Origin of the sequence: Cobetia sp. LC6 (assembly GCF_030264805.1) — a bacterium.
Classification (GTDB): domain Bacteria; phylum Pseudomonadota; class Gammaproteobacteria; order Pseudomonadales; family Halomonadaceae; genus Cobetia.
In genome coordinates this window covers 394,026-418,015 of the sequence record NZ_JASSPL010000001.1, presented here as the reverse complement: position 1 = coordinate 418,015, position 23,990 = coordinate 394,026, and the positions used below count along the sequence as shown (strand labels likewise).

Genomic DNA, 23,990 nt, shown 5'->3' with positions numbered 1-23,990 from the left:
AGAGGCGTCATATCGCGAGTGACCAGCTCGACGATATTCCCCATTACGATACCCGTAAAAAACACCTCCCTGCCATCATGCATCAAAAGCGCCAGCCAAAATCGCAAAAAATGCGCAGCAAGGACTGAGATATCTGGTACTCGCCGTGACATCAGTGACCTATCTCTCACCTGAAATCACCGACCATCCACGACGCGACGTGCAAAAGCGAAACGCCCTCGACTCCAGAGAGCCGAGGGCGTTTTCAGTTCAGGCTCACAATGAACCCGACGACATGCCGCTACGCAGTGCGATCAGGCCGCGCGATGTTCACGCAGGATAGTCAGCATGCGCTTGAGCGGCTCTGCGGCCCCCCACAACAGCTGGTCACCGACACTGAAGGCGGACAGGTATTCGCCACCCATCGCCAGCTTGCGCAGACGGCCGACCGGCACGGTCAGGGTGCCGGTGGCAGCGGCCGGTGTCAGGTGCTTGAGGCTGTCTTCCTTGGTGTTGGCGACGACCTTGACCCAGTCGTTGTGCTTGGCCAGGCGGTCTTCGATCTCGTCCAGCGGTACGTCCTGCTTGAGCTTGACGGTGAAGGCCTGAGAGTGGGAACGCATCGCACCGATACGCACGCACAGACCATCGATCATGATCGGGTTGCCCTGGCTGTCGAGAATCTTGTTGGCCTCGACACCGGCCTTCCACTCCTCGCGGGTCTGACCGGATTCCATCGCGGAATCGATCCACGGCAGCAGCGAGCCGGCCAGCGGCGCACCGAACTGCTGGGTCGCGAAGTCATCGCCGCGCATGGTGGCGGTCACCTTGCGGTCGATATCGAGGATGGCGCTGGCCGGGTCCGCAAGCTCGGAGGCCACACTGCCATTGAGCTGGCCCATCTGGGTCAGCAGTTCACGCATGTGGCGCGCACCGCTGCCGGACGCCGCCTGGTAGCTCATGGAAGTCATCCACTCGACCATGCCAGCCTCGAACAGGCCGCCCAGACCCATCAGCATCAGGCTGACAGTGCAGTTGCCGCCGACAAAGGTGTTGGCACCGGCGCCGATCTTCTCATCGATCACGTGACGGTTGACCGGGTCCAGCACCAGCACGGCGTCCTTGTCCATGCGCAGGGTGGAGGCTGCATCGATCCAGTCGCCCTTCCAGCCGGCTTCGCGCAACGGGCCGAACACCTGCTTGGTGTAGTCGCCGCCCTGACAGGTGACGATGACATCCAGTGACTTCAGCTCATTGATGTCATTGGCATCCTTGAGCGCCGGCACCGGCGTGCCCACATCAGGACCGGCCTGACCGACCTGGGAGGTGGAGAAGAATACCGGCTCGATACCGGCGAAATCGTTGTCATCACGCATGCGCTGCATCAGCACGGAACCGACCATGCCACGCCAACCGACAAATCCGACTTTCAACATGCTTGTTCTCCTTGTTCATGCACGGCCGGAAGCAGGGAAGACACCACCGCTCCCGACACAGGAATGACCCGCAGCGAGCACAGGCAACTCACACGAGGCGAGCCTTGCCCAACGCTCCAGCCGCAGGTCCTGACATGAGAACCCGGCGACGCACGCCGAGCTCCCCCATGATCATCGCGCGAACGCCGCTGGCTTGCGGCGTTCGCGCGGGTATTGCCTCACGCCTGGGCCTTGAAGGCAGCCAGCACGGCATCGCCCATCACGGAGGTGGAGACCTTGCGGGTCCCGGCGTAGGCGATATCGGCAGTGCGCAGCCCTTCATCCAGCACCACGCCGACCGCCTTCTCGATGCGCTCGGCCCAGGCGGATTCATTGAGCGAGTAGCGCAGCATCATGGCCACCGACAGGATGGTCGCCAGCGGGTTGGCGATGCCCTGGCCCGCAATGTCCGGCGCGCTGCCGTGGCATGGTTCGTACATGCCCTGACCACCCGCATTCAGCGAGGCGGACGGCAGCATGCCGATGGAGCCGGTCAACATCGCGGCTTCATCCGACAGGATATCGCCGAACATGTTGCCGGTGACCACCACGTCGAACTGCTTGGGGGCACGCACCAGCTGCATGGCGGCGTTGTCGACGTACATGTGCGACAGCTCGACATCCGGGTAGTCGGCGGAGATGCGCTCCATCACGTCACGCCACAGCATGGTGACTTCCAACACGTTGGCCTTGTCGACGCTGCACAGCTTCTTGTTGCGCTTCTGCGCCATCTCGAAGGCAGTGCGACCGATGCGCTCGATCTCGGACTCGGAGTAGACGTAGGTGTTGTAGCCGACCTGCTGGCCATCACGCGTCTCGATGCCACGCGGCTGACCGAAGTAGATGCCGCCGGTCAGTTCACGCACGATCATGATGTCCAGCCCGGACACCACTTCCGGCTTGAGGCTGGAGGCCTCGGCCAGCTGCGGGTAGAGAATCGCCGGACGCAGATTGGCGAACAGCTCGAGCTCCTTGCGCAGCCCCAGCAGGCCGCGTTCCGGACGCAGCGAGATGTCCTCGAGCTTGTCCCACTGCGGGCCGCCGACTGCACCGAGCAGGATGGCGTCCGCTGCCTTGGCCGCCTCCAGCGTTTCCGCCGGCAGCGGGTGACCGGCCGCGTCATACCCTGCACCACCGACCTTGCCTTCGCTCAGCGTGATGTCCAGACCTTCGCTGCGGGCGGCTTCAAGGATCTTCACGGCTTCAGCAGTGATTTCCGGGCCAATGCCATCACCGGGCAGAATCAGGATATTGCGGCTCATCTGGAACTCTCCTTGGGCCGGAAGTCTTCCGGCGAGACCGACGGTTCACCGTCGGTGCTGAGACTGGGCTCGCCGCCATTCTGGACGGCGAGCCATGACGAATATGTTGCGATTTCAGGCGCTGATTGGCGCGCGGCTGGCCAGATCAGGCCGTCTTGCCATCGCGGAACAGCCACGGGCGCTCGGTGCGGTGGCACTTCTCGAAGCTGTCGATGGCGTCTTGGTCCTTGAGGGTCAGACCGATATCGTCCAGGCCTTCCATCAGGCAATGCTTGCGGAAGCTGTCGACCTCGAAGGGAATCGACTCACCGGACGGCGTGATGACCGCCTGCGCCTCGAGGTCGATATCCAGACGATACCCTTCCAACGCCTCGGCTTCCTTGAACAGACGGTCCACCGTGTCCTCGTCGAGGGTGATCAACAACAGACCGTTCTTGAACGAGTTGTTGTAGAAGATATCGGCGAAGCTCGGCGCGATGACGACGCGGAAGCCGAAGTCGGTCAGTGCCCAAGGCGCGTGTTCACGCGAGGAGCCGCAACCGAAGTTGCGACGCGCCAGCAATACGCTGGCACCCGCGTAACGCGGCTGGTTGAGCACGAAGTCCGGGTTCAGCGGACGCTTGCTGATGTCCTGACCGATATAGCCCTCATCGAGATAGCGCAGCTCATCGAAGAGGTTCGGCCCGAAGCCGGTACGCTTGATTGACTTCAGAAACTGCTTCGGGATGATCAGATCAGTATCGACGTTGGCGCGATCAAGCGGTGCCACGAGGCCCTGCTGGCGAATGAACTTTTCCATGTCGGGCCTCCTCAGGCGACTTGAGTGTTGTTGGTAGGGATGGGGGCAAAGTCACGAACATCAACGAAGTGACCCGCAATCGCGGCAGCGGCGGCCATGGCCGGGCTGACGAGGTGCGTACGCCCACCGAAGCCCTGACGGCCTTCGAAGTTGCGGTTGGAGGTGGACGCGCAATGCTCGCCACTGCCCAGCTTGTCGGCGTTCATCGCCAGACACATGGAGCAGCCCGGCTCGCGCCATTCAAAGCCCGCGGCGAGGAAGATCTCGTGCAGTCCTTCGGCTTCCGCCTGCGCCTTCACCAGGCCAGAGCCCGGCACGACCATCGCCTGCTTGAGGCTCTTGGCGACCGTGCGGCCTTCGGCCACGCGCGCCGCTTCACGCAAGTCCTCGATGCGTGAGTTGGTGCAGGAACCGATGAACACGCGGTCCAGCTTGATATCGGTTATCTTCTGCTGAGCGCTGAGGCCCATGTACTCGAGCGCACGCGTGATGCCACGCGCTTCGGTGTCATCGCTGGCGGCAGCCGGGTCCGGCACTACGCCATTGACGCTGGTGACCTGCTCCGGGCTGGTGCCCCAGGTGACCTGCGGCGCGATGTCCTCGGCCTTGAGCACCACGACCTTGTCGAATTCGGCGTCCGCATCGGAGACCAGATTGCGCCAGTCGGCGACGGCCGCTTCCCACTGCTGGGCGTTCGGCGCATAGGGACGATCGCGCAGGTAATCGATGGTGATGTCATCGACACCGACCAGACCGACCCGCGCACCGGCTTCGATGGCCATGTTGCAGATGGTCATGCGGCCTTCCATGGAGATGTCCTGGATGGCAGAGCCGCCGAATTCGATGGCGTAGCCGGTACCGCCGGCGGTGCCGATCTCGCCGATGATGGCGAGCACGACATCCTTGGCGGTGACGCCAGTGCCGAGACGCCCATCGACGCGCACCAGCATGTTCTTCATCTTGCGCTGGATCAGGCACTGGGTGGCGAGCACGTGCTCGACCTCGGAGGTGCCGATCCCGTGAGCCAATGCCGCGAAGGCACCGTGGGTCGCGGTGTGGGAATCGCCACATACCACGGTCATGCCCGGCAGGGTCGCGCCCTGCTCCGGCCCGACCACATGCACGATGCCCTGGCGCGCATCATTGATGGTGAACTGCTCGATGTTGAAGCTGTTGCAGTTGTCGTCGAGGGTCTGCACCTGAATGCGTGAAGTCTCGTCCTCGATGCCCGAGATACCGGCAGCACGCTCCTTGAGAGACGTCGGCACGTTATGATCCGGCGTTGCCAGGTTGGCATCCAGACGCCACGGCTTGCGGCCGGCCAGACGCAGCCCTTCGAATGCCTGCGGCGACGTGACTTCGTGCAGCAGGTGACGGTCGATGTAGATGAGTGCAGTACCGTCTTCGCGTTGCTTGACCAGGTGCTGATCCCACAACTTGTCATAAAGGGTCTGGCTAGCCATGTCGTGTCTCCTCGTGGCGCCTTACGGTAAGAGCGCGCTTGCTGCCTCGGGGCTCGTAACGGCCCCTTGATGAGGGTGTGTCGTCCAGTGTTGATGGCGGGGCGGTCGTGCGAGCCCGTGGATAGTGACCACTTGCTTGCAGGCTCCAGCATCGCCGCCGCGTCCTGTGCCATCAAGAGTACTCGGCGACCATGAATAAAAGCAATTCATGTTTTTCATGCTTTGGATTCCCAAAAGGAATAACATTACTCATCAGGTCTTGATCAGGAATTCATCCGCCTGGGACGGCATAGACCGCCCCGCTTGATGCGCCTCTGAATGCCTCTCTGAACGCCGTCATCACAGGATAGCTGGCCCACATGGACACACCCTCTCTGCAGGCCTTCGTCGCCGTCGCCGAAACCACCTCCTTCTCGCTGGCCGCCGAGCAGTTGCACCTCACCCAGCCGGCCGTTTCCAAGCGCATTGCCCAGCTGGAGCAACTGCATGGCGCACGGCTGTTCGATCGCATCGGACGGCGTGTCTCGCTGACGGAGGCCGGCAATATCCTGCTGCCCCGCGCCCGCGCCATCCTGGTGATGCACGATGACACCCGGCGTGCGCTGCGCAATCTGTCCGGCGAGGTAAAAGGCAGCCTGACGATGGCGACCAGCCACCATGTGGGCCTGCACCGGCTGCCGCCACTGCTCAAGGCCTTCACCATGGCCCACCCCGAGGTGCGCATGGACATGCGGTTTCTGGATTCGGAACAGGCCTATCAGGGCGTACTGGATGGGGAGCTGGAACTGGCCGTCGTCACCCTGGCACCGCATCGCGACCCCAATCTGACGGTGGTGCCGGTGTGGCTGGATGAAATGCGCTTCGTGTGCGGACGGGACCACCCGCTGGCCGGCCATAAAGCGTTGCCGCTGGCCGCCCTATCACAGCACGACGCCGTGCTGCCGGGCCACCTGACCTTCACGCGCGGCATCGTCATCGACACCTTCGCGCGTGACGGCCTCTCGGTGGAAGTCTCGATGTCCACCAACTACCTCGAAACCCTCAAGATGATGGTCGCCATCGGCCTGGGCTGGAGCGTACTGCCAGAAAGCATGATCGATGACGAGATCGAGATCCTGCCCATCGACCACCGCCCCATCGAACGCCAGCTCGGCTACCTCTATCACAACAACCGCACACTCTCGAACGCCGCCAGCGCGATGATCGAACTGCTGGAAGGCGCAAGGGACGCGGCATCGAGAAGCCTCTAGCGCGCTCGAAAGCCCCGCCTGGAAATACCGCCAGAACGCACAACGCCAGCCCCGGAGGGCTGGCGTTGTGCGTTCTGACTTACCGCTTGTGGCGCCGCGGATCAACTCTTGTCGCTATCCTTGGCTTTGCCTGACGAACCCTCCGTCTTGCTGGCCGCAGGCTTCGCATCGTCCTTCTTCGCCTCTTCCGCTGCCTGGGCGGCGGCGGCCTTGCTGGCATTGGAGGGACGGCCACGGCGCGGCTTGGGCGCTTGGCTGCTGGTAACACTCTTGGCATCTGCGCCCGTGCTGCCAGTGTCACTCTTGGCGGTAGACCCAGCAGTCTTGGCAGTGCTTCCAGTGCCCGTGCGACCTGTCGAACTGGAGGCTGGCTTGCTGGCCGCAGTGCTCTTGCTGGTGCCAGTCGTCTTGCTCGCAGTGCTCTTGCGCGTCGTCGCTGGCTTCGTGGCGCTGGAGCCGGAGGCCGCGGAAGAAGTGCTGCTGTTCGAGGTGCCGGATTCAGGCGGCTTGCTGTCAGAGGCTGACGTGCTCGCCGTCGTCTTGCTTGCAGTCGTCTTGGCCGCCGTTGACTTGGTGGCTGTGGTCGTCTTGTTGGCAGCCGTCTTGCGCGGCGTGGAAGTCTTTCTGGCCGTGTTGGTCCTGGTCGCTGAGCTACCGGCGCTGCTGGCAGCCGTGCTCTTGGCAGCAGTGCTCCTGGAGGCTGTGCCTTTGGGAGCAGCGCGCTTGCTTGCCGGTGCTGCTGAGTCAGTGGACGCTGATGCGGCCTTGGAAGCGACAGGCTTGGCGGTAGACGACTTGGCAGCAGAGGCACTGCTGGCATCATTGGCGGCCTTGCCGGTGACGGCTTCAGTCATCGCGGTCATGGCTTCTTCCAGCGGCAGCGTCACCTGCTTGAGCGCTTCATTCACGCTCTTCTCGACCGTCTGCTGGACATCACGCACGGCCTTGAGCTGCGCATCCGCCACGCTGGTGATCTCTTCCGGCACGCTCTGCCCCAGCACTTCGGGAATGGTCTGGCGCGCATAACGCCCCGGCGCCGCTTCGATCACGTCGAGCTTGCCCTCACCCGGCGTGCGTGCAGCGACTTCCGGTTCCGGCTCCACGAAGCCATTGCCGGTCATCCACGCCTGCCAGTCATTCCACCAGGAGCCTTCGTGCAGCTCGGTACCTGCGAGCCACTCATCCGGTGTTGCCGGCAGGCTGTCATTGGTGGCGTAGCCGTACTTGTTCTTGTGCGGCGGATTGACGATGCCCGCGATATGACCGGAGCCACCGAGCACGAAGCGCTTGATGGAGGCCTTGGGCAGCTGGGTGCCGTTGTAAGTGGTCTGCCACTTGGCGATGTGGTCTTCGCGCGCGGAGACCCAGTAACTCGGTGTCTCGATCTGCGAGAGATCGATCGGCACGCCGTCCAGCTCGATGCCGCCGGGCTGTACCAGGCGGTTTTCCAGATACATGTGACGCAGATACCAGGCATGGGTCCCGGCCGGCAGGTTGGTGCCGTCGGTGTTCCAGTACAGCAGGTCGAACGCGGTCGGCGCCTCGCCCTTGAGATAGTTGGAGACGTAGAACGACCAGAACAGGTCATTCTCGCGCAGCAGATTGAAGGAGAACGCCATCACGCGGCCATCCAGGTAGCCGTCCTGCGCCATCTGCTTCTCGAGCCCCTGCAGCACCGGCTCGTTGAGGAAGACACCGATCTCACCGGGATCGGAGAAGTCCTGCAACGTCGCCATGTAGCTGACCGAGCGCACACGGTCGGACTGCTTCTCGGCCGCCAGATAGGCCATGGTGCTGGCCGTCAGCGTGCCGCCGATGCAGTAGGACAGGATGTTGACCTGCTTCTCGCCGGTAGCCTGCTCGATGGCATCCATCGCGGCCAGCGGCCCCATCTGCATGTAATCGGCCCAGGTGAGATCACTCTGCTCGGGCCCCGGGTTGCGCCAGGAGATCAGGAACACGGTGTGGCCCTGCTCCACCAGCCAGCGCATCATCGAATTGTCCTGACGCAGATCGAGAATGTAGTACTTGTTGATCCACGGCGGCACGACCAGCAACGGCGTGCTGAAGGCCTTCTCGGTGGCCGGACGATACTGGATCAGCTGGATCAGCTCGTTCTCGAAGACCACGTCACCCGGCGTGACAGCGATGTTATCGCCGAGACGGAAGGCTTCGGTGTCGGTCATCGCGACATTGATGCCTTCGGCGGAATTGGCCAGGTCATCACGCAGTCGCTTCAGACCGTCGAGCAGGTTCTGTCCGCCGGTCTCGCGGGTCACGCGCTGCACTTCCGGGTTGGTGGACGCGAAGTTGGAGGGCGAGAAGGCGCTGACGTACTGGCGCGCGTAGAACTCGAGATTGCGCTTCTGGCTCTCCGGCAGGCCTTGAATGCCGGCCAGCATGTCGTCCACGGCGCGCGAGAACAGCAGGTATTGCTGCACGAGGAAGTGGTAATAGGGCTCGCTCTGCCAGGCCTCATCGCGGAAGCGGCGATCAGAGCGCGCAGGCGTGATCACCGGCTCGACGCTCTCGCCATTCAGCTCGCGCAACGTGCTCTGCAACAGGGCCATCTGGTCCTGGAAGAGGCGCGTCTGGGTCGACATCAACAGCTGCGGGTCGCGTGCCAGGGCCTCGGCCCCTGCCTGGAAGCATCGACCCATCTCGTCATAGATGGTGGAAGCGGCAGCGCTGGGCCATAGGCGCTCCAGCATGTCACTCATCAAGGCTTGATACTGGGCACTGGCCTGCTGCATCACGCTGGCCCACTCCGTGCCTTCAGCACCGTCGGGGAACAGATTGGCAAAGGCCTGAGAGAATGTCTGCGAGAACGCCTGCTGCTGGGCTGAGTCCATATCGCCCTTCCTCCTTGTCATTGACCATCACGTCATTGGCTATCGAAGCTTGGCTGCCGAACGTCGTCGGCGGCACGATTTCATCGAATCGAATCCTTCCTGACCACTGAGCAGTGCCATGCCATCCCTCGTGGGACGGGCGCCTTCACTGGCGACGGACACTGCTTTCCAGACTGTTTTGAAGACCGTTTCACGGCAGTTTTCAAGCCCGCTCACGGCTGTATTCAAGCTCGCTCACGGCTGTTTTCAGTTCCGTTCATGACTGATTTCAGGGCGCTGCAGGTGAGCATGCCAAGGCAAGCGCAGTGTGCTGTCAGCGGTAATGCCCTGTCAGCTACGATGGCCTGCCACCTGCAGGTCTGCTTTCCATCGGATTCGCGCGCGGCAAATACGAGAGCAAAACAGACTGTGCGCCAGCGTACTCATCTCCAGCATGCGCCTTCCAGCACGGCAGGGGCAATGCCTGAAAACGGCAAAAAAAAGGCTGGCGCAAGCGCCAGCCTTTTCGAGGTATACCTTAGCTCTTGGCGCGGCTTGTCGCGGTAGCCGGCTTGTTGCTGGCAGAGGAGGATGCCTTGTCCTCTGCTGCTGAAGCGGCTTTCTCTGTGGCAGCGGACGCCTTGTCGGTGGCTTCCTTGCCAGCGTCAGAGTAGGCCTGTTCGAGCTGGGCGCGCATTTCGTTGCCCATCTCGGCCAGCTTCAGGGAATCATCCATCATCTGCTGAGACAGCTCGGTCGCTACTTCCAGCTGGCGGTTGCTGAACTCGCTGAACTCTTCCATACCCTTGATTTCAGTGGCAGCACGCGCACGCTCGAGACCAGTCTCGGTATAGCGCTTGGCAGCGTCCATCTGATAATCGGCAATCTTGCCCATATGGTCGAGCATCAGAGTGTTGAGCTTGCGCATCGGCTGGTAGAAGCTGCGGGCTTGCTCGGCAAAGGCGTTGAACATCTGATCCTGCTGCATGACGGTTCCTCCCATGGATTCCGTACCGGGACAGCGCGCAGAAGTCTCTGCGCCACCTGTGGAGCACAGCGATATGCTGCACTGCACAAAGCCTAGTCTGCTCCTCAGGTGGTTGCAATCCCATGACAGAAAACTGTCAAACGACATTCTCTGTCATGAGATTGGCCGTGCTTGACCCACTCCCCTGTCAGCCAAGCGCGTTCTTCGCGCCTGCCAGTCGTCAACTGCGCTTGGCGCGTGAGCGCGCACTGGCCGGTTTCGCATCCTCCGCCCGGTTGGCGCTCTGCTCTGCCTTCTGATCCGCGCCGTGATCACTACTGCGCCCTGAACTCCTGCGCGCGGCAGACTCCGTCTTGTCAGACTCCTTGCCTTCCGCACCTCCCTGACCGAACTGCTGCAGGGTATCCAGCATCATCTTCTGATACTGATTGAAGGCGGCCATGCCCTGGGCCATGCTCTCGCCCATGTCGCCGGACATGCCGCCCGCTGCGCCCTGTCCGGCATTGCCAGCGCCAGACGCGCCACCCATCATCCCCTCGGCCATGCCCGGCGGCATGAACTTGGCAAACGGCGTGCCCGCGCCCGGCGCCGTCAGCGGCTTGAGCAGACTCATGGGGTCATAGCCTTCAACACCCGCCTCCATCTGGCGACGAAAGCGCTCCATCAATTCCTGTTGGAAGGCTTCCACGTCCGGCAGGCCCATCGCCTGGCGAAATTCCTGCGGCGTGAGGTCGAATTCGACATTGATCTTCATGGCAGATTCCTTGTGTTGTCTGCCCGCACACGGCGTGGTGCGCGAGTCTGCTGGCATGCATGCCATTCGAGTCTAGCAGCGAGAATGACACGGGGCAGCCCGCTACTTACGCCTTTTCTTATTTACTTTGTGCAAGCCAGCCCACAACGCAAGACGCCCCAGCCACGAAGGATGCTGGGCATCACTCCACGGCTGGGGCGTGTCTTTTTACAAATTCAGCGGCTTGGCAGCGTCAAAAGTTCAGCCGCGCCGCATGCGGCTTACACCTCGCGCAGCACCGGCGTATCGACCTTGACGTCAGCGTTCTGACCACGATGGCGCAGCAGGTGATCCATCAGCGTCAGAGCGACCATCGCCTCGGCGATCGGTGTGGCACGAATGCCGACACACGGATCATGACGGCCGGTGGTGATCACCTCGACCGCCTCGCCGTTGACGTCGATGCTGCGGCCCGGCAGCCGCAGGCTGGAGGTCGGCTTGAGTGCGATGCTGGCACGAATGGTCTGGCCGCTGGTGATGCCGCCCAGAATGCCGCCGGCATGATTGGAGAGGAAGCCTTCCGGCGTCATCTCGTCACGGTGCTCGGTGCCCTTCTGGCTGACCACGGCAAAACCGTCACCGATCTCGACGCCCTTGACGGCATTGATGCTCATCAGGCCATGCGCGAGTTCGGCATCGATGCGATCGAAGATCGGCTCGCCCAGGCCGACCGGCACGCCAGTCGCCTCGACGGTGACCTTGGCGCCCACGGAATCGCCTTCCTTGCGCAGGGCATCCATGTACTGCTCCAGCTCCTCGAGGCGTTCGGCATCGCCACAGAAGAACGGGTTGGTGTCGACCAGCGACCAGTCCTTGACCTCAAGCTCGATGGGGCCGAGCTGGGACAGGTAGCCACGCACCTGCACGCCCAGGCCCGCCAGATACTTCTTGGCGATGGCCCCGGCGGCGACGCGCATCGCGGTCTCGCGGGCCGAACTGCGGCCGCCGCCACGGTAGTCACGCTCACCATACTTGTGGTGGTAGGTGTAGTCGGCGTGAGCCGGGCGGAACTGGTCCTTGATCTTGCCGTAGTCCTTGGAACGCTGATCGGTGTTCTCGATCATCAGACCGATGGCCGTGCCGGTGGTGCGGCCCTCGAACACGCCCGAAAGAATGCGCACCTGGTCCGGCTCGCGACGCTGGGTAGTGTGGCGCGAAGTGCCGGGACGGCGGCGGTCCAGATCGATCTGCAGATCCGCTTCGCTGATCTCGATACCCGGCGGGCAACCATCGATGATGGCGCCCAGTGCCGGGCCATGGCTTTCGCCGAAGGTGGTGACGGTGAACAGCTTGCCGAAGGTATTTCCGGACATTCAGGGGGTCCTCAGGCGATGCCGCCGGTCATGGCCGACGGCGTTCTGATAATAGTTGTCGTAAGCGTTGCAGAGCCTGGCGGCCTGCGCCCGTGCTTCTGTCGAATCTTGCCAGCTCAGGCGAATCCCGCCGTAACAGGCGCCCGCCAGCTCAAGCGAATTCAGGCGCGCAGACTTCCAGCGTCTGGGCATCGATGGCGAAGACGCCATTGCCGCCGCGCTCGAACTCCAGCCACATGAAAGGCACTTCCGGGAAGGCTTCCATCAGGTGACGCTCGGAGTTGCCGACCTCGACGATCAAGACGCCGTCGTCGGTCAGGTAGTCACGCGCCTCGCGCAGGATACGGCGCACGATATCCAGGCCATCATCCCCGGCGCCCAGCGCCAGCGCCGGCTCATGGCCGAATTCCTGCGGCATGTTGGAAAGATCGAAGGTATCCACGTAGGGCGGATTGGAGACGATGAGGTCATAGCGCTTGCCCGCCACGCCCGCGAACAGGTCCGACTGCACGGCGATGACACGCCCTGCCACGTCGTGGCGTTCGATGTTGCGTCGCGCGACTTCCAGCGCATCGCTGCTGATATCGACCAGGTCGACCTCGGCGGTCGGCATCACCAGCGCGGTGGCGATACCGATGCAGCCGGAACCGGTGCACATGTCCAGCACGCGGGTCGGCGGCAGTTCCGGGAACCAGGCCGAGAAGCCGCTCTCGATCAGCTCGGCGATTGGCGAGCGCGGAATCAGCACGCGCTCATCGACATCGAAAGGCACGCCGGTGAAGAAGGCTTCGCCCAGCAGATACGGCAGCGGCTTGCGAGTGGTGATGCGCTCACGCACCAATGCCACGATGCGCGCACGCTCCATGGTCAGAAGGCGCGCGTCGATCACGGCGGGGTCCGTGTCCCACGGCAGATGCAGCGCACCCAGCACCAGCGCCACCGCTTCGTCCCAGGCAGAGTCAGTGCCATGGGCGAAGTGCAGGCGATGCGCGTGGAACTCGCTGGTCGCCCAGCGGATCAGGTCGCGCAGGGTCACCAGCTCCTCGACGAGACGGGAGTCCGGCTCACTGAGGCTGGAAGGATGGCGCAGGTCGGACGCGGAAGATGTGGACACGATGATTCCTGTAAGCGGACAGATGGACAACGAGCGCCACCAGTCGTGAGGAAGCGGGGCGTCTCGCGCAGGCATTGTAGCGTTCACGAGGCGTGGCGGCGACCCTTGGCATGCCTTGCTGGTGTGCCTGTCGCTTTTGTCTTCGCAAGCGACAACCGTTTGTCTTCGACAGTGACAATCGCGTGTCTTCGACAGCGACAACAGCCGCGCTATACTGCGCGACTTGCCATTTTATTGCCCGCGGAGCCCGGCCATGCCACCCAACCACGACGACAGCTCGGATACCGGCGACGACTTCAACGCCTTCCGTGCCGCCCTCAAGCAGGCCGGCGTACGCAAGATCACCACCAACCGCGCCGATCCCGGTCGCAAGCCCGTCGACAAGGAAGAGCAGGCGCGTCTGGCGGCGCGCCGCGCGGCCGCCAGTGAAGCCTCGACCGACTCGCTCGGCACGCCATCGCGCACCACCGATGGCCAGGTCGAGCCGGTCACGCCCAGCCAGCTGCTCGACTTCGCGGTGCCCGATCTCCCCTACCGCCAGCGTCAGCGTCTCAAGCGCGGCGAGATCGCCTGGGAAGCGGGTCTCGACCTGCACGGCTATACGCTGGAGCAGGCTCGCATCGAGCTTGAGTCCTTCATCGACGATGCCATTGCCCGTCGCTCACGCTGCGTGCTGGTGGTGCATGGCAAGGCATGGACCGGCATGGCCGATCACCCCATCATCAAGAGCCACGTCAATGCCTGGCTGCGCCAATGGCCTGACGTGCTGGCCTTCACCTCGTCACTGGAGCTGGATGGCGGCAGCGGCGCAGTCTATGTCCTGCTGCGCAGCAAGGGCCGTGACCCGCTGCTCGACTGAGCGAATCCCGCGCTCGCCACACCGCCGAGAACTTGATGATCAGAGCACCTGACAATAGCCGAGCACTTGAATAGTGAGCATCTGAATAGCCGAGTACTTGAATAACGGAGTGCTTGAATAGCCGAGCACTTGAGCAGCAGAGGCAGGGCTCATGCCGAGCCTGCCGCCATAACGACAAGGGAACACCCTGATGACACCCAACGCTGAACAGCCAACTCGCCTCTCTTCACGCCGCGCTCTTTCCGCTGTCATTCTCGGCGGCGCGACCGCCGCCGGTCTGTCACTGGCCTTCGCCATGCCGGCCGCCGCCAGCGATGCACTGTCCGACAGTACGCTTTCGCGCGTGCAACAAGACCAGGTGCTGAAAGTCTGCACCACCGGTGACTACGCGCCCTTCAGCCACCGTGAAGACAATGGCGACTTCGAAGGCATCGACATCGACATGGCCGCCTCACTGGCCAGGAGCCTGGGCGCCACGGTACAGACCGTGCCGACCAGCTGGCCGACGCTGATGGAAGACTTCACCTCCGGCAAGTGCGACATCGCCATGTCCGGTATCTCGGTCAAGCTGGACCGTCAGGCGCAGGCCTACTTCAGCCAGCCTTACCAGACCGGTGGCAAGACGCCCATCGTGCGCTGCGAGGATGTCGACAAGTACCAGACCGTCGCGCAGATCAATCAGCCCAGCGTGCGCATCACCGTCAACCCGGGCGGCACCAACGAGCGCTTCGCCAATGAATTCCTGAGCGATGCCGCTCGCGTCGCGCACGACGACAACCGCACCATCTTCAACAACATCATCGAAGACCGTGCCGATGTGATGGTCACCGACGCCATCGAGACGCAGCTGCAGGCCAGCCGTCATCCGGAGCTGTGCAGCGTGCACCCGGACTCGCCGTTCACCTTCTCCCAGAAGGGCTATCTGCTGCCGCTGGGTGACAACATCTGGAAGGCCTACGTCGATCAGTGGCTGACCCAGATGCAGGGTACCGGTGAGCAGGCCGCCATCTTCGACAAGTGGATCAACGGCTGAGACGACATTTCGCTCAGGCTCCGTCACACGCACTGCAACGAAGAGCGCTGTATTGAAGAGCGTCGTGTTGAAGAGCACTGCAACGAAGAGCACTGCAACGAAAAGCCCCCGCCGATTGGCGGGGGCTTTTCGTCAAAGGACAACTCAAAAAAGGCTAGCCATCGCTGCCCTTCTCGTAGCGATCCAGCGCTTCGGCGGCCAGGTGCCGCCCCAGCTTGATCAGGCCCGCGGCGCGGTGGAATTCATAGGCGCCACATACCGTCTTGGGAATCTCGACCAGGATATCCGGCGGATAGCCGGCGATCTTGTACTTGGCCAGCGTCGCCTGGGTGATATCGAAGGAGCGCATCATCATGTCCAGCTTGCCCCAGGCAAGCTCCGGCGCGTTTTCATCGACCCGTTCAGGCTCGACGTCGTTCGCAGGCGACGACTGCTTGCCTTGGGTCACGGCACCAGCCTCTGCCTGCGGCTCTGCCAACGCTTCCGTGCCCGGCACTGGCTCGGCATCGCTGCTCTTGAGTGCCTCGAACTTCAAGCGCGAGGCATCGCCCGGTGGCAGCGGGACACCGCCGACCGGACTGGCAAACGCCATGCCTTGCTGGTCCTCCAGCGCCTGCTCCTTCTCGGCAGAGAAGATGCGCTCGGCACCGCGACGCACTCCCCGCAGCCAGTCGCTGAAACCACCGCCGCGCGCTTCCAGGGCAGCTTCGCGCGCCTCTTCCTCGGCGGCATCGGCCGGTGGCAGCATCTGTTCCAACGTCTGGTTACGCGGCGAATGCGCCGTAGCATTGACCGCCAGCACCAGGTCAACGTGGGCGGCGACCAGCGGCGTGATCGGCAAGGGATTCATCAGGCCGCCATCCACCAGCACCTTGCGGTCGCGTTGCACCGGCGTGATCACCCCGGGCACCGCGATGGAGGCCCGGATCGCCTCGAGCAGATTGCCGCTCTGGAACCAGACCTCCTTCTGGGCGATCAGGTCGGTGGCGACGGTGGTGACCGGAATCGGCAGATCCTCGATACGCGTATCACCGATCAGGGCTTCCAGCTCTTCCATGATGCGGCGCGCGCGGATGGCGCCCATCGGGCTCCAGGTGACATCCACCAGCCGCAGCACGTCGAAATAATCCAGCTCACAGACCCAGTCACGATAGGCATCCAGCTTGCCGGCGGCATGGATGCCCCCGACCAGTGCGCCCATCGAGCAGCCCGAAATGGCGCGGATGTCGTAACCGCGCGCCAGCACTTCCTCGATGACGCCGATATGGGCATAGCCTCGAGCCCCGCCACTCCCCAGTGCCAGGGCGATGGTCTTGCGCTTGGCCATGGCATGTCTCCCGCTGCAGATGATGATAGATGAACGGATACGGCACAGGGTGCATCACTCATTGCGAGCTGACCCACTCGACGATGGCATCGGCGACCGCCGCCACATGCGGTGGCTCCAGATGCAGGTGGTGGCCACCCGGCAAGACGCGACGTTCCAGCCGCTTCACGGCATCACGCGCCTGCTGTGCTTCGTGCCTTATGGTCAGAATACCCCGCTCGCCCTCGATCAGCAGTACCGGCTGGGTCAACGCCGCCAATAACGCCAGCACCTGCTCCGGGGTGTAGCGCATCAATGAAGGCCGCAGCAAGCGACGGTCACTTCTCAGTCGCAGGCCACCGTCTTCCAGCACCTCGAGATTGCGCTCGACGATCGGCCGCGCCGTATCGGCATCAATGGGCGTGACACCTCCCGCAACCCGCGCCGCCACGGCGTCCTCGACATGACGATAATGGGCACGTCGCGTAGCGGCGCGTCTGGCCGGCTGCGCATGGCGTGCCAGCAATCCGCGGCGCAGCTGGTCGACCACCTCCGAGGCTGGCGTGGCAAGTGCGCCGATGCCATCGATCAGCACCAGGCGCGCGATATATTCCGGCAGCGCCGCAGCCACCTGCCCCGACACCGCTGCCCCCAGCGAGTGCGCCATCACCGTGACCGGCGCACGCGGCAGCCCCTCGTCATACAGGCCTTCCAGCGCCTCGATCACATCGTGGCAGTAATCCCACACCGCATAATCACCGTGCTCGCCCAGCGGACTCGAGCGCCCGTGACCGACCATGTCGATGGCGATGAGACGAATGCCGAGCCGCTCACACAACAACGGCGCCAGGCGGCTGAAGCTGGCGGCATTGTCGAGCCAGCCATGCAGCGCCAGCCACGTCGGTGCCTGCTCGGCGTGCTCGGCAGGCGCCCACTCCAGGGCCGCCAGCTCTCCGCCCGTACGACGTGGGAAGCGACGCTCACGCAACGTAACGTTGGCGCTCAGGGGAGCTGCAGCGATGTCCCGAACGGTGTGATCAATGCTCATGATTGCCTCTCGGCCAGCAGACCTGGCGGAAGTATATTCGGCGGCGCGAGGTCCGCGATGGCCGCCAGCAGCGCGGCGCGCGTCTCTTGTGGGTGTTCAAAGGGATACATATGTCCTCCCCGGACATGCTCCACCGTCAGCCCGGCGCGGCGCAGGCGTGCCTGACGCGCCGGCGTGAGCAGATCAGACTGGGCGCCGGCCAGAATCCTGACCGGCACCGCCAGTTTCGCCGGTGAGCCTGACAGGTGATCGCTGAGGTGACGGAAGATCTCGACCTCATGACGGGTATCGAAGCTCAACGACAGGCTGCCATCCGCGTGACGATGGGTGGCGTTGTCGATGTAGTCGTCCAGCGCCTCTGGCGTGAAGTTGGCGAACAGCGAGCGACGGCGCAGGTAATCCTGCATGGCCTGACGGGAATCCCAGCGTGCGCGACGCCCACGGGTACGGCCCGCCGGCGTGACACGATCAATGAAGCCGAAGCGTTTGGCGACCTTCATGCCCAGCGCATCGCGGCCCAGCATCAACGGCGGATCGAGCAGCACGAGGCAGTGGAAGCGCTCCGGCTGCTTGAGCGCCGCCATGTAATTGACGATGCCTCCCAGCGAATGGCCGACCCCGATCACCTTGCGCCCGGTGCCGCCCGCCGCGGGCAACGGCCCCAGCGCGGCATCCAGACACGCCAGCCACTCATCACGCAGCGAGATCAGATTGTTGCCGACCGGGTAGGCAGGGTCGTGCGCCAGTCGGTCCACCGGCAGCAGATTGAAGTGCTCGGCCAGCGGCGCCAGCAGGCTCTTGTAGCAGGCACCGGTAAAGCCATTGGCATGCGCGAAGGCCAGTACCGGACGCTCGGTGTCCGCATTCAAGCTGGCCGGGTCAGTGCCGTCCTGTTCGGACAAGGTCTTTTCGCACATGGAAGGTTCGGACAAGGCACGTTCGGACAAGTGCTGCCCGGGCCGGGGTTGCCGTGAGGTGGCATTCATCGCAAGGTCTCCTTACCACGGGCCGCCGTCCCTGACGCGCCCAGACAAACGGTTGTTTAAATATAGTCAACAGCATGCCAGCCCCGCCCCATGGGCGCTACTCCTCCCTTTGGCCCATGGAGCACCTCACTCCTCCTCCATGGCTGCCGGCACCAGCGCACCGACGGTTTTCGTGCTCGGCTCAGCGGCTTCCGCCTCAGGCAGCGCCAAGGCACGACTGACCGCCAGTGCCGCCTGAATCGCGACAGCCGTGAGCTCAATGGGTTCGTCTTGCAACGCCCTCGCGCCCAGTGCCAGCAGATGATCACGCAGCGCGCCATTGACCTGTATCTCGACGGCATTCAAGCGCGCGACCAGTTCAGGTGGCCACCCCTTGCCGGAGAGCGTCAGTCGCGCCCAGGGCTTGCTGCCGGCCGCGATGGCCAGCACCAGCTGGGTGCGATCACTGAGCTGCTCATGCTGACGGTAATAGAGCGAGGGGCGCGACCAGTTGAGGGTCAGCGTCACGGCGGGCTGCCAGCCGTCTGCCTGGGCTGCGCCGCTTTCAGGCGTGGAGGCGCGGGGGCGCAGGTCATTCTGCGTCAGTGGCGACAGCGCAGCGAGAATCTCATGGGCAGCGTCGCTGTCAGGTGCCAGGCCTCGCACCAGCGGCGCTTGCCGTGTTGACGCGCCTCGGACAGAAGACGAAAGCGTAGACGCCGCCAGCGAGATATCCAGGCGACTCAGCGGTTTGTACACCGCGGCGTCACTGCGCAGCTCGGTGACATCCAGCACCTCACTGGGCGCCATGCCGCCGCGCCAATCCGGCAACCCGATATCGCGCGTCAACTCCCAGACCGGCGCGCCATCCGCCCCATTCATGGTGGGGGAGCCTTTGACTTTCGCGTCCGAGGGCGATGGCACCCATCGCACGTAGCGCCCCGCCAACTCAGCACTGCCCGCGCTGTTCACCTGCGTTGCCGCCGCAGGTCTGGCGCCCAGTTGCAGACTCACCTGAGCGCCGTTGCCCTTCACGCTCAGCAGCGGCGACTGCGCGCTGAAGCCCAGCGCTTCAAGTGCCTTGTCCGTGGCCGGCTTGCGCGTGCGCAGTTGTGCTTCGCCCAGCTGACTCACCAGCGCCTCCACCTTGCTCTGGCGGGCAGGCCAGCCAGCCAATGAGGTGATCTGCCAGTCGCCTGCGGGCCCACGCGCCAGGCTCAACCAGTCCTGGCTGGCATCTGTGCCACGCCGAATGCCGATACGCTGCGCCGAGGCGGCCACCTGCGCCAGCAGCGGCAAGGGCTGCAAGACGCCTGACTGGCCCGCGGCGACTGTCGTCAGCGACTCGCTCAGCAGCGCATCACGTTGCCACTGGGCAGGGGCTGCTCCGCCCGTGGCGACGCCTGAGCGCAGCGATTCCAGCAGTGACGGCCCTGCGGTGAGCGCCGTCACCGCGGCCACGGAGACCAACGCCGTCAGTGCCCATCCCGCCCGATTGAAGCGCCCCATCAATCACCTCCCGACTGGGTAGTATCGCTCGGCGTCGCCTTGCCTGAAGCTGCCTTGCCTGAAGCTGCCTTGCCTGCGGCTGACTTGCTAGAGCCTGTCGGCACGTTTGTGACGGCGTCACTCGCAAAGCGGGCGCTGTGCTGTCCATTGCGCTGTGCATTGCGCTGTTCATTTCGTTCTGCGCTGCGCTTCCCGCTGGGTTGCCCGTGGCCCGACAGACGCCCTGTCGACTGATAGCCCGCGCGACGGCTGGCGCGATAGCGGCGCCAGCAGATCAGCTCGCCGAGCAGGCTCAACGCCACCGGCAAGGCCAGCAGCGTCCACAGGCGCAGCTCGCGGCGCAGGGCATCACGCTCGGCATTCGCCTCACGCTGCTGACGTGACAACGCGTCCTCGAAGTCATTCTGCATCGCCGCCAGGGCGTCGCTTTGCTGCGCGGCTTCGGCCTTGCCAGATACCGGCGTCGCGCCGAGCGCACTCAGACGCGTCTGCCAGTCATTGCGCAGCCGGGTCTCCTCGGCGGCCTGACGATCGGCCAGTTGATGCAGGCGCGTCAGCTCGCGCACCTGATGGGCACGCGCACGCAGGGCGACCAGCTCGGGGCTGCCTGCCAGCAGATCCACGGCATTTTCCAGCCAGCGCGCATTGGCATTGAGGGCCTGCTCGCTGCCATCCGCTGCCGTGCGTCGCCACAGACGGTCACTGGCCATATCGACATCGCTGACCACCAGCAACTGGCCACTCTTGGCGCCCGCTGCCGGCCATTGCGCCAGCACGGCCAGCCCACCGGCCGGCGGCGTTTCCCCTGCCAGTCCCGACAGCGGACGCGGGTCCATGCGGCTGGCGTGGACACGTGCCGCCGGAATCAGGCGCGCCTCATCACTGGCACGAATCAGCCACTGCAACGGCGCTTCCTGCGCTCCCGGGCCTTTCGATGATGCGTCTGCTACATCAGACAGCGGCGCCAACCAGCCCGCGCTGGACATCACCAATTGCTCGACATTGAGGTTGAGCGCGGCGTCCGACAGCTGCGCAGCGCTTAACCCGAGCAGTGTCGGGCTCAGCGCACGGGTGCCGTCCAGCAAGCCGATCGGCAAGGCCAGCTGTGCATCCGCCACCACCTCGCCCGCGCGTGATTCAAGCCCGGCGCGCGCCAGCAAGGCCTCGAGCGCCTCGGAAGCCGGCGCCGGCTGGTCGAGCATTTCGGGCAGCGGGTCCACCAGCATCAACACCCGGCCGCCACGCTCGAGATAGGCCGTGATGGCCTCCAGCGTCTTGACCGGCAACAGCCGCGGCGCAATCACCAGCAACGCATCCTGATCGGCGATCGGGCGCGCGGCATCATCACCGGCCGACAGCCAGTCGATGCGCAGGCGTGCATTGAGATGCTCCATCAGGCCCCAGCTGCCCAGCGCTCTGCCCTGCTCCAGACTGGGTTGGCCCATCACCGGCAAACGCGAGACGACACCCAGGCGCGGTGGCTCGGTGCGCGAGACTTCCTGGATCTGGCGTGTCACCTGCGCCTCCAGCCCGCCGATATCCGCCGCCTTGAGCAGCGGGATGGCGCGGCGTTCGGCATAGGGGCCATCCACCACCAGCCCGAACAGCATCTCTTCGCCGCCCGGCAATGACAGTGCGGTCAGGCCCTGCGCTTCGAGATCCGCGAAGTCGGCACTGTCCGGTGCAGGGTCGACACGCTTGAGGCGTATCTGCGGTTCACGCGCGAAGGCGGCCAGACGCGTCTCGATCCGTGTCGCCAGCTCACGCAGCTGCGGCAGATCGGCGGCGAAACGTTCGCTGTAGGCGAAGGTCAGCGTCACCGGTGCCTCGAGGCCACCGAGCACCGCGCGGCTGGCAGGGCTCAGGCTGTGCTGACGCGTGGCGGTCAGATCATGCGCGCGGGTGAGCGGGTTGTGGCCGTCGGCGCTCAGCAATGGCGGCAGGCGCACGCCGGCCAGCAATAGCGCGGTGACCGCAGCCGCCAGTGCCGCCGTGACCAGCCACTGTGGCGCCTGCTTGCGTGCATGGCGTTCCTGACTGAGGCCGCGCGCCTGCAGCACCAGCCCGGCCAGGGTCAGCAGCAGGAAGTAGCTGGCATCGAGCCAGGTCGGCCGGCCTTCACTGAAAGGCGTCAGATGCGCCGGCAAGCTGATCAGATCGAGCAACTGCACCCAGTGCGGTGCCAGATGCTGAGCCAGCTGGCTCGTCACCGCGGGTGTGCCCGGCAGCATCAGCGCCAGGCCCAGCACCAGCGCCCCGAGCCACGCCGACAGCGCAGAAGGCGCGCGCACCGCCAGCGCCTGACCGAGACTGGCCAGCGCCATCACCAGCAGCGCCATGCCCAGATAGCCGCTGAGCATCAGGCCGAGATCCGGCGTGCCGAGCCAATGGACCAACACCACCAGCGGCGCCGTCATCGCAAGCCCCAGCCATCCCAGCACGCTGGCACTGATCAGGCGTGCGCTGGCCAGCCGCCACGACCCCAGCCCGAGGCCGGACAGCCATTCGAGCAGGCCGTTGGCGCGCTCTTCCGGCCAGCCACGCAGGGCCAGCAGTGGCGTCCACAGCACCAGCAGCCAGGGCAACACCTGCCAAAGCGAGCCAAGATCGGCGCGATCACGTGCCAGCAGATCGCCCACCTCGAAGGCCCCCAGCGGCGCCAGCACCGCCATCACCACCAGCAGCGACCAGCTGGCGCCCTGTGTCAGTGCCTGATGCAGGTCACGGCGGACCAGCGCGAGAACGGCCCTCATGACGACACCTCCTGATCTGCGCGCGGTGCCTGCCTGCGCATCGGCAGCGGCGAGGGCTGCTCCGCCATGCGCGTCACCAGCTGGCGGAACGCGACCTCGATATCGCCCCGTTCATGGACACATTCATCGAGGCGGATTTCCATATAGCTGCACCAGCGTGCCAGCGCGGGGCGCGGGTCCTGATGGAGACGCCCGGCCAGGCGCAGCACGGCACCGGTCGAGATCACCAGCGGCGACTTGTCACGCGCCATGGCATCGCCGGGCTTGACGGGCGTGATGGCCGCCACGCCCGGCAGACGCGAGACACTGGCCAGTTCGCGCTCGCTCAAGGCCCGACTCAACGTCACTCGCCATACAGGCAGACTGGAACTCGCGCCATACCCCGCGCCGTAGCGCGAACGACTGCCCCCCAGGATGCCTTCGCTGACGGAGGTCGCGGCCAGCGCCTCCGGCGTGTCATCGAAGCCCAGCTGACCATTGGCCATGACCAGCACGCGATCACAGATGCGAGGCACTTCCTCCAGCAGGTGGGTGGAGACGATGATCAGACGCTCGCGACCCAGCTCACGAATGAAGGCGCGCACGCTGTCCTTCTGCAGCGGGTCCAGCCCATCGGTGGGCTCATCGAGCAGCAGAATGTCCGGATCATGGGTCAACGCCATCGCCAGCGCCACGCGACGCCGATAGCCTTTGGATAACACGGCGCACAATTGATTGGCGAAAGGCGTGATATCCAGGCGATCCATCAATGCCGAAAGGCGATCATTGCGTACCTTGCGCGACAACCCATGCAGACCCGCCACGCACTCGAGACTCTCGCGCACCGTCAGCTGCGGCCACAGGGGTGCGCCCTCCGGCAGATAGCCGATGCGACGCTTGAGGCGGTTGAGCTGGCGCTGACTGGCGCGACCATCGAAGGATTCGCCTTCCAGCTCCAGCTGGCCCTGGGTGGCGGCGAGCGTGCCCGCCAGCATGCGCAGGCTGGTGGTCTTGCCGGCGCCATTGGGCCCCAGCAGACCGATGACCTCACCACGCGAGGCCGTGAAGGTCAGCCCGGTGACGGCCTGTTGCTGACCGAATTGACGCCCGAGCCCGCGACTGACCAACAACGCCGGGGAAGCGGACGGATCGTCAGACGCGCGCTCGGGGGTTGCCGCAGATCGAGCTGCCGCAGAGCGAGTCGCGGCAGAGGATGACGCAGAGGTCGTGTATGGGTCCTGCAAGATACCCGCTCCTTGTACTTTTCTTGA

17 protein-coding genes and 1 pseudogene are annotated in these 23,990 nt (G+C 64.3%); 3 read left to right on the top strand and 15 right to left on the bottom strand.

Features of this window, described 5'->3' with window-relative positions:
• Positions 1 to 293: 293 nt before the first annotated feature.
• From asd to leuC, 4 genes are all read right to left on the bottom strand, one after another.
• Positions 294 to 1,415 carry an aspartate-semialdehyde dehydrogenase gene (asd, locus tag QQF40_RS01820; protein ID WP_175088104.1) on the bottom strand — a complete coding sequence of 374 codons (1,122 nt, stop codon included), beginning with the start codon at positions 1,413 to 1,415 and terminating at the stop codon, positions 294 to 296.
• Positions 1,416 to 1,633: 218 nt separating this feature from the next.
• Positions 1,634 to 2,716 carry a 3-isopropylmalate dehydrogenase gene (gene leuB / locus QQF40_RS01815; RefSeq protein ID WP_175088105.1) on the bottom strand — a complete coding sequence of 361 codons (1,083 nt, stop codon included), beginning with the start codon at positions 2,714 to 2,716 and terminating at the stop codon, positions 1,634 to 1,636.
• Positions 2,717 to 2,861: 145 nt separating this feature from the next.
• Entirely contained in the window at positions 2,862 to 3,515 is a 654-nt protein-coding gene (leuD, locus tag QQF40_RS01810; protein ID WP_175088106.1) for a 3-isopropylmalate dehydratase small subunit, read from the bottom strand.
• An 11-nt stretch (positions 3,516 to 3,526) separates the two neighbouring features.
• Positions 3,527 to 4,978: a 3-isopropylmalate dehydratase large subunit gene (leuC, locus tag QQF40_RS01805; protein WP_175088107.1), complete on the bottom strand. Its 1,452-nt coding sequence runs from the start codon at positions 4,976 to 4,978 to the stop codon at positions 3,527 to 3,529.
• Between the two features lie 359 nt (positions 4,979 to 5,337).
• Here leuC and QQF40_RS01800 point away from each other — a divergent pair, with 359 nt between their 5' ends.
• A complete protein-coding gene (locus QQF40_RS01800) occupies positions 5,338 to 6,228 on the top strand; it encodes a LysR family transcriptional regulator (RefSeq protein WP_175088108.1) in 891 nt (296 codons plus the stop codon).
• 989 nt (positions 6,229 to 7,217) lie between these two features.
• On the opposite strand, the pseudogene phaC reads toward QQF40_RS01800, so the two are convergent.
• The 5 genes and pseudogenes from phaC to prmB form a co-directional block, all read right to left on the bottom strand.
• Positions 7,218 to 8,981: pseudogene (gene phaC, locus QQF40_RS01795) on the bottom strand (class I poly(R)-hydroxyalkanoic acid synthase); the annotation flags it as partial.
• Positions 8,982 to 9,597: 616 nt separating this feature from the next.
• Positions 9,598 to 10,047 carry a phasin family protein gene (locus QQF40_RS01790; protein ID WP_175088110.1) on the bottom strand — a complete coding sequence of 150 codons (450 nt, stop codon included), beginning with the start codon at positions 10,045 to 10,047 and terminating at the stop codon, positions 9,598 to 9,600.
• Positions 10,048 to 10,267: 220 nt separating this feature from the next.
• Complete coding sequence (locus tag QQF40_RS01785; protein WP_175088079.1) at positions 10,268 to 10,801, bottom strand: hypothetical protein; 534 nt, start codon at positions 10,799 to 10,801, stop codon at positions 10,268 to 10,270.
• 260 nt (positions 10,802 to 11,061) lie between these two features.
• Positions 11,062 to 12,153, bottom strand: coding sequence for a chorismate synthase (aroC, locus tag QQF40_RS01780; protein WP_175088111.1), 1,092 nt, complete (start codon positions 12,151 to 12,153; stop codon positions 11,062 to 11,064).
• Between the two features lie 151 nt (positions 12,154 to 12,304).
• Positions 12,305 to 13,267 (bottom strand): 50S ribosomal protein L3 N(5)-glutamine methyltransferase, encoded by a 963-nt coding sequence (prmB, locus tag QQF40_RS01775; protein ID WP_107335261.1) that lies wholly within the window; start codon positions 13,265 to 13,267, stop codon positions 12,305 to 12,307.
• A gap of 253 nt (positions 13,268 to 13,520) precedes the next feature.
• Between prmB and QQF40_RS01770 the strand changes: the two genes are divergently transcribed.
• Positions 13,521 to 14,126 carry a Smr/MutS family protein gene (locus QQF40_RS01770; RefSeq protein WP_175088113.1) on the top strand — a complete coding sequence of 202 codons (606 nt, stop codon included), beginning with the start codon at positions 13,521 to 13,523 and terminating at the stop codon, positions 14,124 to 14,126.
• A gap of 190 nt (positions 14,127 to 14,316) precedes the next feature.
• Complete coding sequence (locus QQF40_RS01765) at positions 14,317 to 15,159, top strand: transporter substrate-binding domain-containing protein (RefSeq protein ID WP_285460216.1); 843 nt, start codon at positions 14,317 to 14,319, stop codon at positions 15,157 to 15,159.
• 154 nt (positions 15,160 to 15,313) lie between these two features.
• Here QQF40_RS01765 and QQF40_RS01760 read toward each other — a convergent pair whose 3' ends face one another.
• From QQF40_RS01760 to QQF40_RS01735, 6 genes are all read right to left on the bottom strand, one after another.
• Entirely contained in the window at positions 15,314 to 16,486 is a 1,173-nt protein-coding gene (locus QQF40_RS01760; RefSeq protein ID WP_175088115.1) for a patatin-like phospholipase family protein, read from the bottom strand.
• A 58-nt stretch (positions 16,487 to 16,544) separates the two neighbouring features.
• Positions 16,545 to 17,513 carry an alpha/beta fold hydrolase gene (locus tag QQF40_RS01755; RefSeq protein WP_175088116.1) on the bottom strand — a complete coding sequence of 323 codons (969 nt, stop codon included), beginning with the start codon at positions 17,511 to 17,513 and terminating at the stop codon, positions 16,545 to 16,547.
• Positions 17,510 to 18,445, bottom strand: coding sequence for an alpha/beta fold hydrolase (locus QQF40_RS01750; protein ID WP_285460215.1), 936 nt, complete (start codon positions 18,443 to 18,445; stop codon positions 17,510 to 17,512). The genes QQF40_RS01755 and QQF40_RS01750 overlap by 4 nt, the downstream gene beginning before the upstream one ends.
• Before the next feature lie 180 nt (positions 18,446 to 18,625).
• Positions 18,626 to 19,987, bottom strand: a complete 1,362-nt coding sequence (locus QQF40_RS01745; RefSeq protein ID WP_285460214.1) for a DUF4340 domain-containing protein — start codon at positions 19,985 to 19,987, stop codon at positions 18,626 to 18,628.
• Positions 19,987 to 22,740: a GldG family protein gene (locus QQF40_RS01740; RefSeq protein ID WP_175088119.1), complete on the bottom strand. Its 2,754-nt coding sequence runs from the start codon at positions 22,738 to 22,740 to the stop codon at positions 19,987 to 19,989. Before QQF40_RS01740 ends, QQF40_RS01745 begins: the two co-directional genes overlap by 1 nt.
• Positions 22,737 to 23,963, bottom strand: coding sequence for an ABC transporter ATP-binding protein (locus QQF40_RS01735; RefSeq protein ID WP_175088120.1), 1,227 nt, complete (start codon positions 23,961 to 23,963; stop codon positions 22,737 to 22,739). The genes QQF40_RS01740 and QQF40_RS01735 overlap by 4 nt, the downstream gene beginning before the upstream one ends.
• Positions 23,964 to 23,990 lie beyond the last annotated feature (27 nt).

Bases quoted from the DNA above. Each gene is read 5' to 3' on its own strand.
- QQF40_RS01785 (WP_175088079.1), bottom strand. From the start codon at position 10,801: ATGAAGATCAATGTCGAATTCGACCTCACGCCGCAGGAATTTCGCCAG.
- QQF40_RS01765 (WP_285460216.1), top strand. From the start codon at position 14,317: ATGACACCCAACGCTGAACAGCCAACTCGCCTCTCTTCACGCCGCGCT.
- QQF40_RS01760 (WP_175088115.1), bottom strand. From the start codon at position 16,486: ATGGCCAAGCGCAAGACCATCGCCCTGGCACTGGGGAGTGGCGGGGCT.
- leuB (WP_175088105.1), bottom strand. From the start codon at position 2,716: ATGAGCCGCAATATCCTGATTCTGCCCGGTGATGGCATTGGCCCGGAA.
- leuD (WP_175088106.1), bottom strand. From the start codon at position 3,515: ATGGAAAAGTTCATTCGCCAGCAGGGCCTCGTGGCACCGCTTGATCGC.
- QQF40_RS01755 (WP_175088116.1), bottom strand. From the start codon at position 17,513: ATGAGCATTGATCACACCGTTCGGGACATCGCTGCAGCTCCCCTGAGC.
- asd (WP_175088104.1), bottom strand. From the start codon at position 1,415: ATGTTGAAAGTCGGATTTGTCGGTTGGCGTGGCATGGTCGGTTCCGTG.
- aroC (WP_175088111.1), bottom strand. From the start codon at position 12,153: ATGTCCGGAAATACCTTCGGCAAGCTGTTCACCGTCACCACCTTCGGC.
- QQF40_RS01740 (WP_175088119.1), bottom strand. From the start codon at position 22,740: ATGAGGGCCGTTCTCGCGCTGGTCCGCCGTGACCTGCATCAGGCACTG.
- QQF40_RS01770 (WP_175088113.1), top strand. From the start codon at position 13,521: ATGCCACCCAACCACGACGACAGCTCGGATACCGGCGACGACTTCAAC.
- QQF40_RS01800 (WP_175088108.1), top strand. From the start codon at position 5,338: ATGGACACACCCTCTCTGCAGGCCTTCGTCGCCGTCGCCGAAACCACC.
- QQF40_RS01745 (WP_285460214.1), bottom strand. From the start codon at position 19,987: ATGGGGCGCTTCAATCGGGCGGGATGGGCACTGACGGCGTTGGTCTCC.
- leuC (WP_175088107.1), bottom strand. From the start codon at position 4,978: ATGGCTAGCCAGACCCTTTATGACAAGTTGTGGGATCAGCACCTGGTC.
- QQF40_RS01790 (WP_175088110.1), bottom strand. From the start codon at position 10,047: ATGCAGCAGGATCAGATGTTCAACGCCTTTGCCGAGCAAGCCCGCAGC.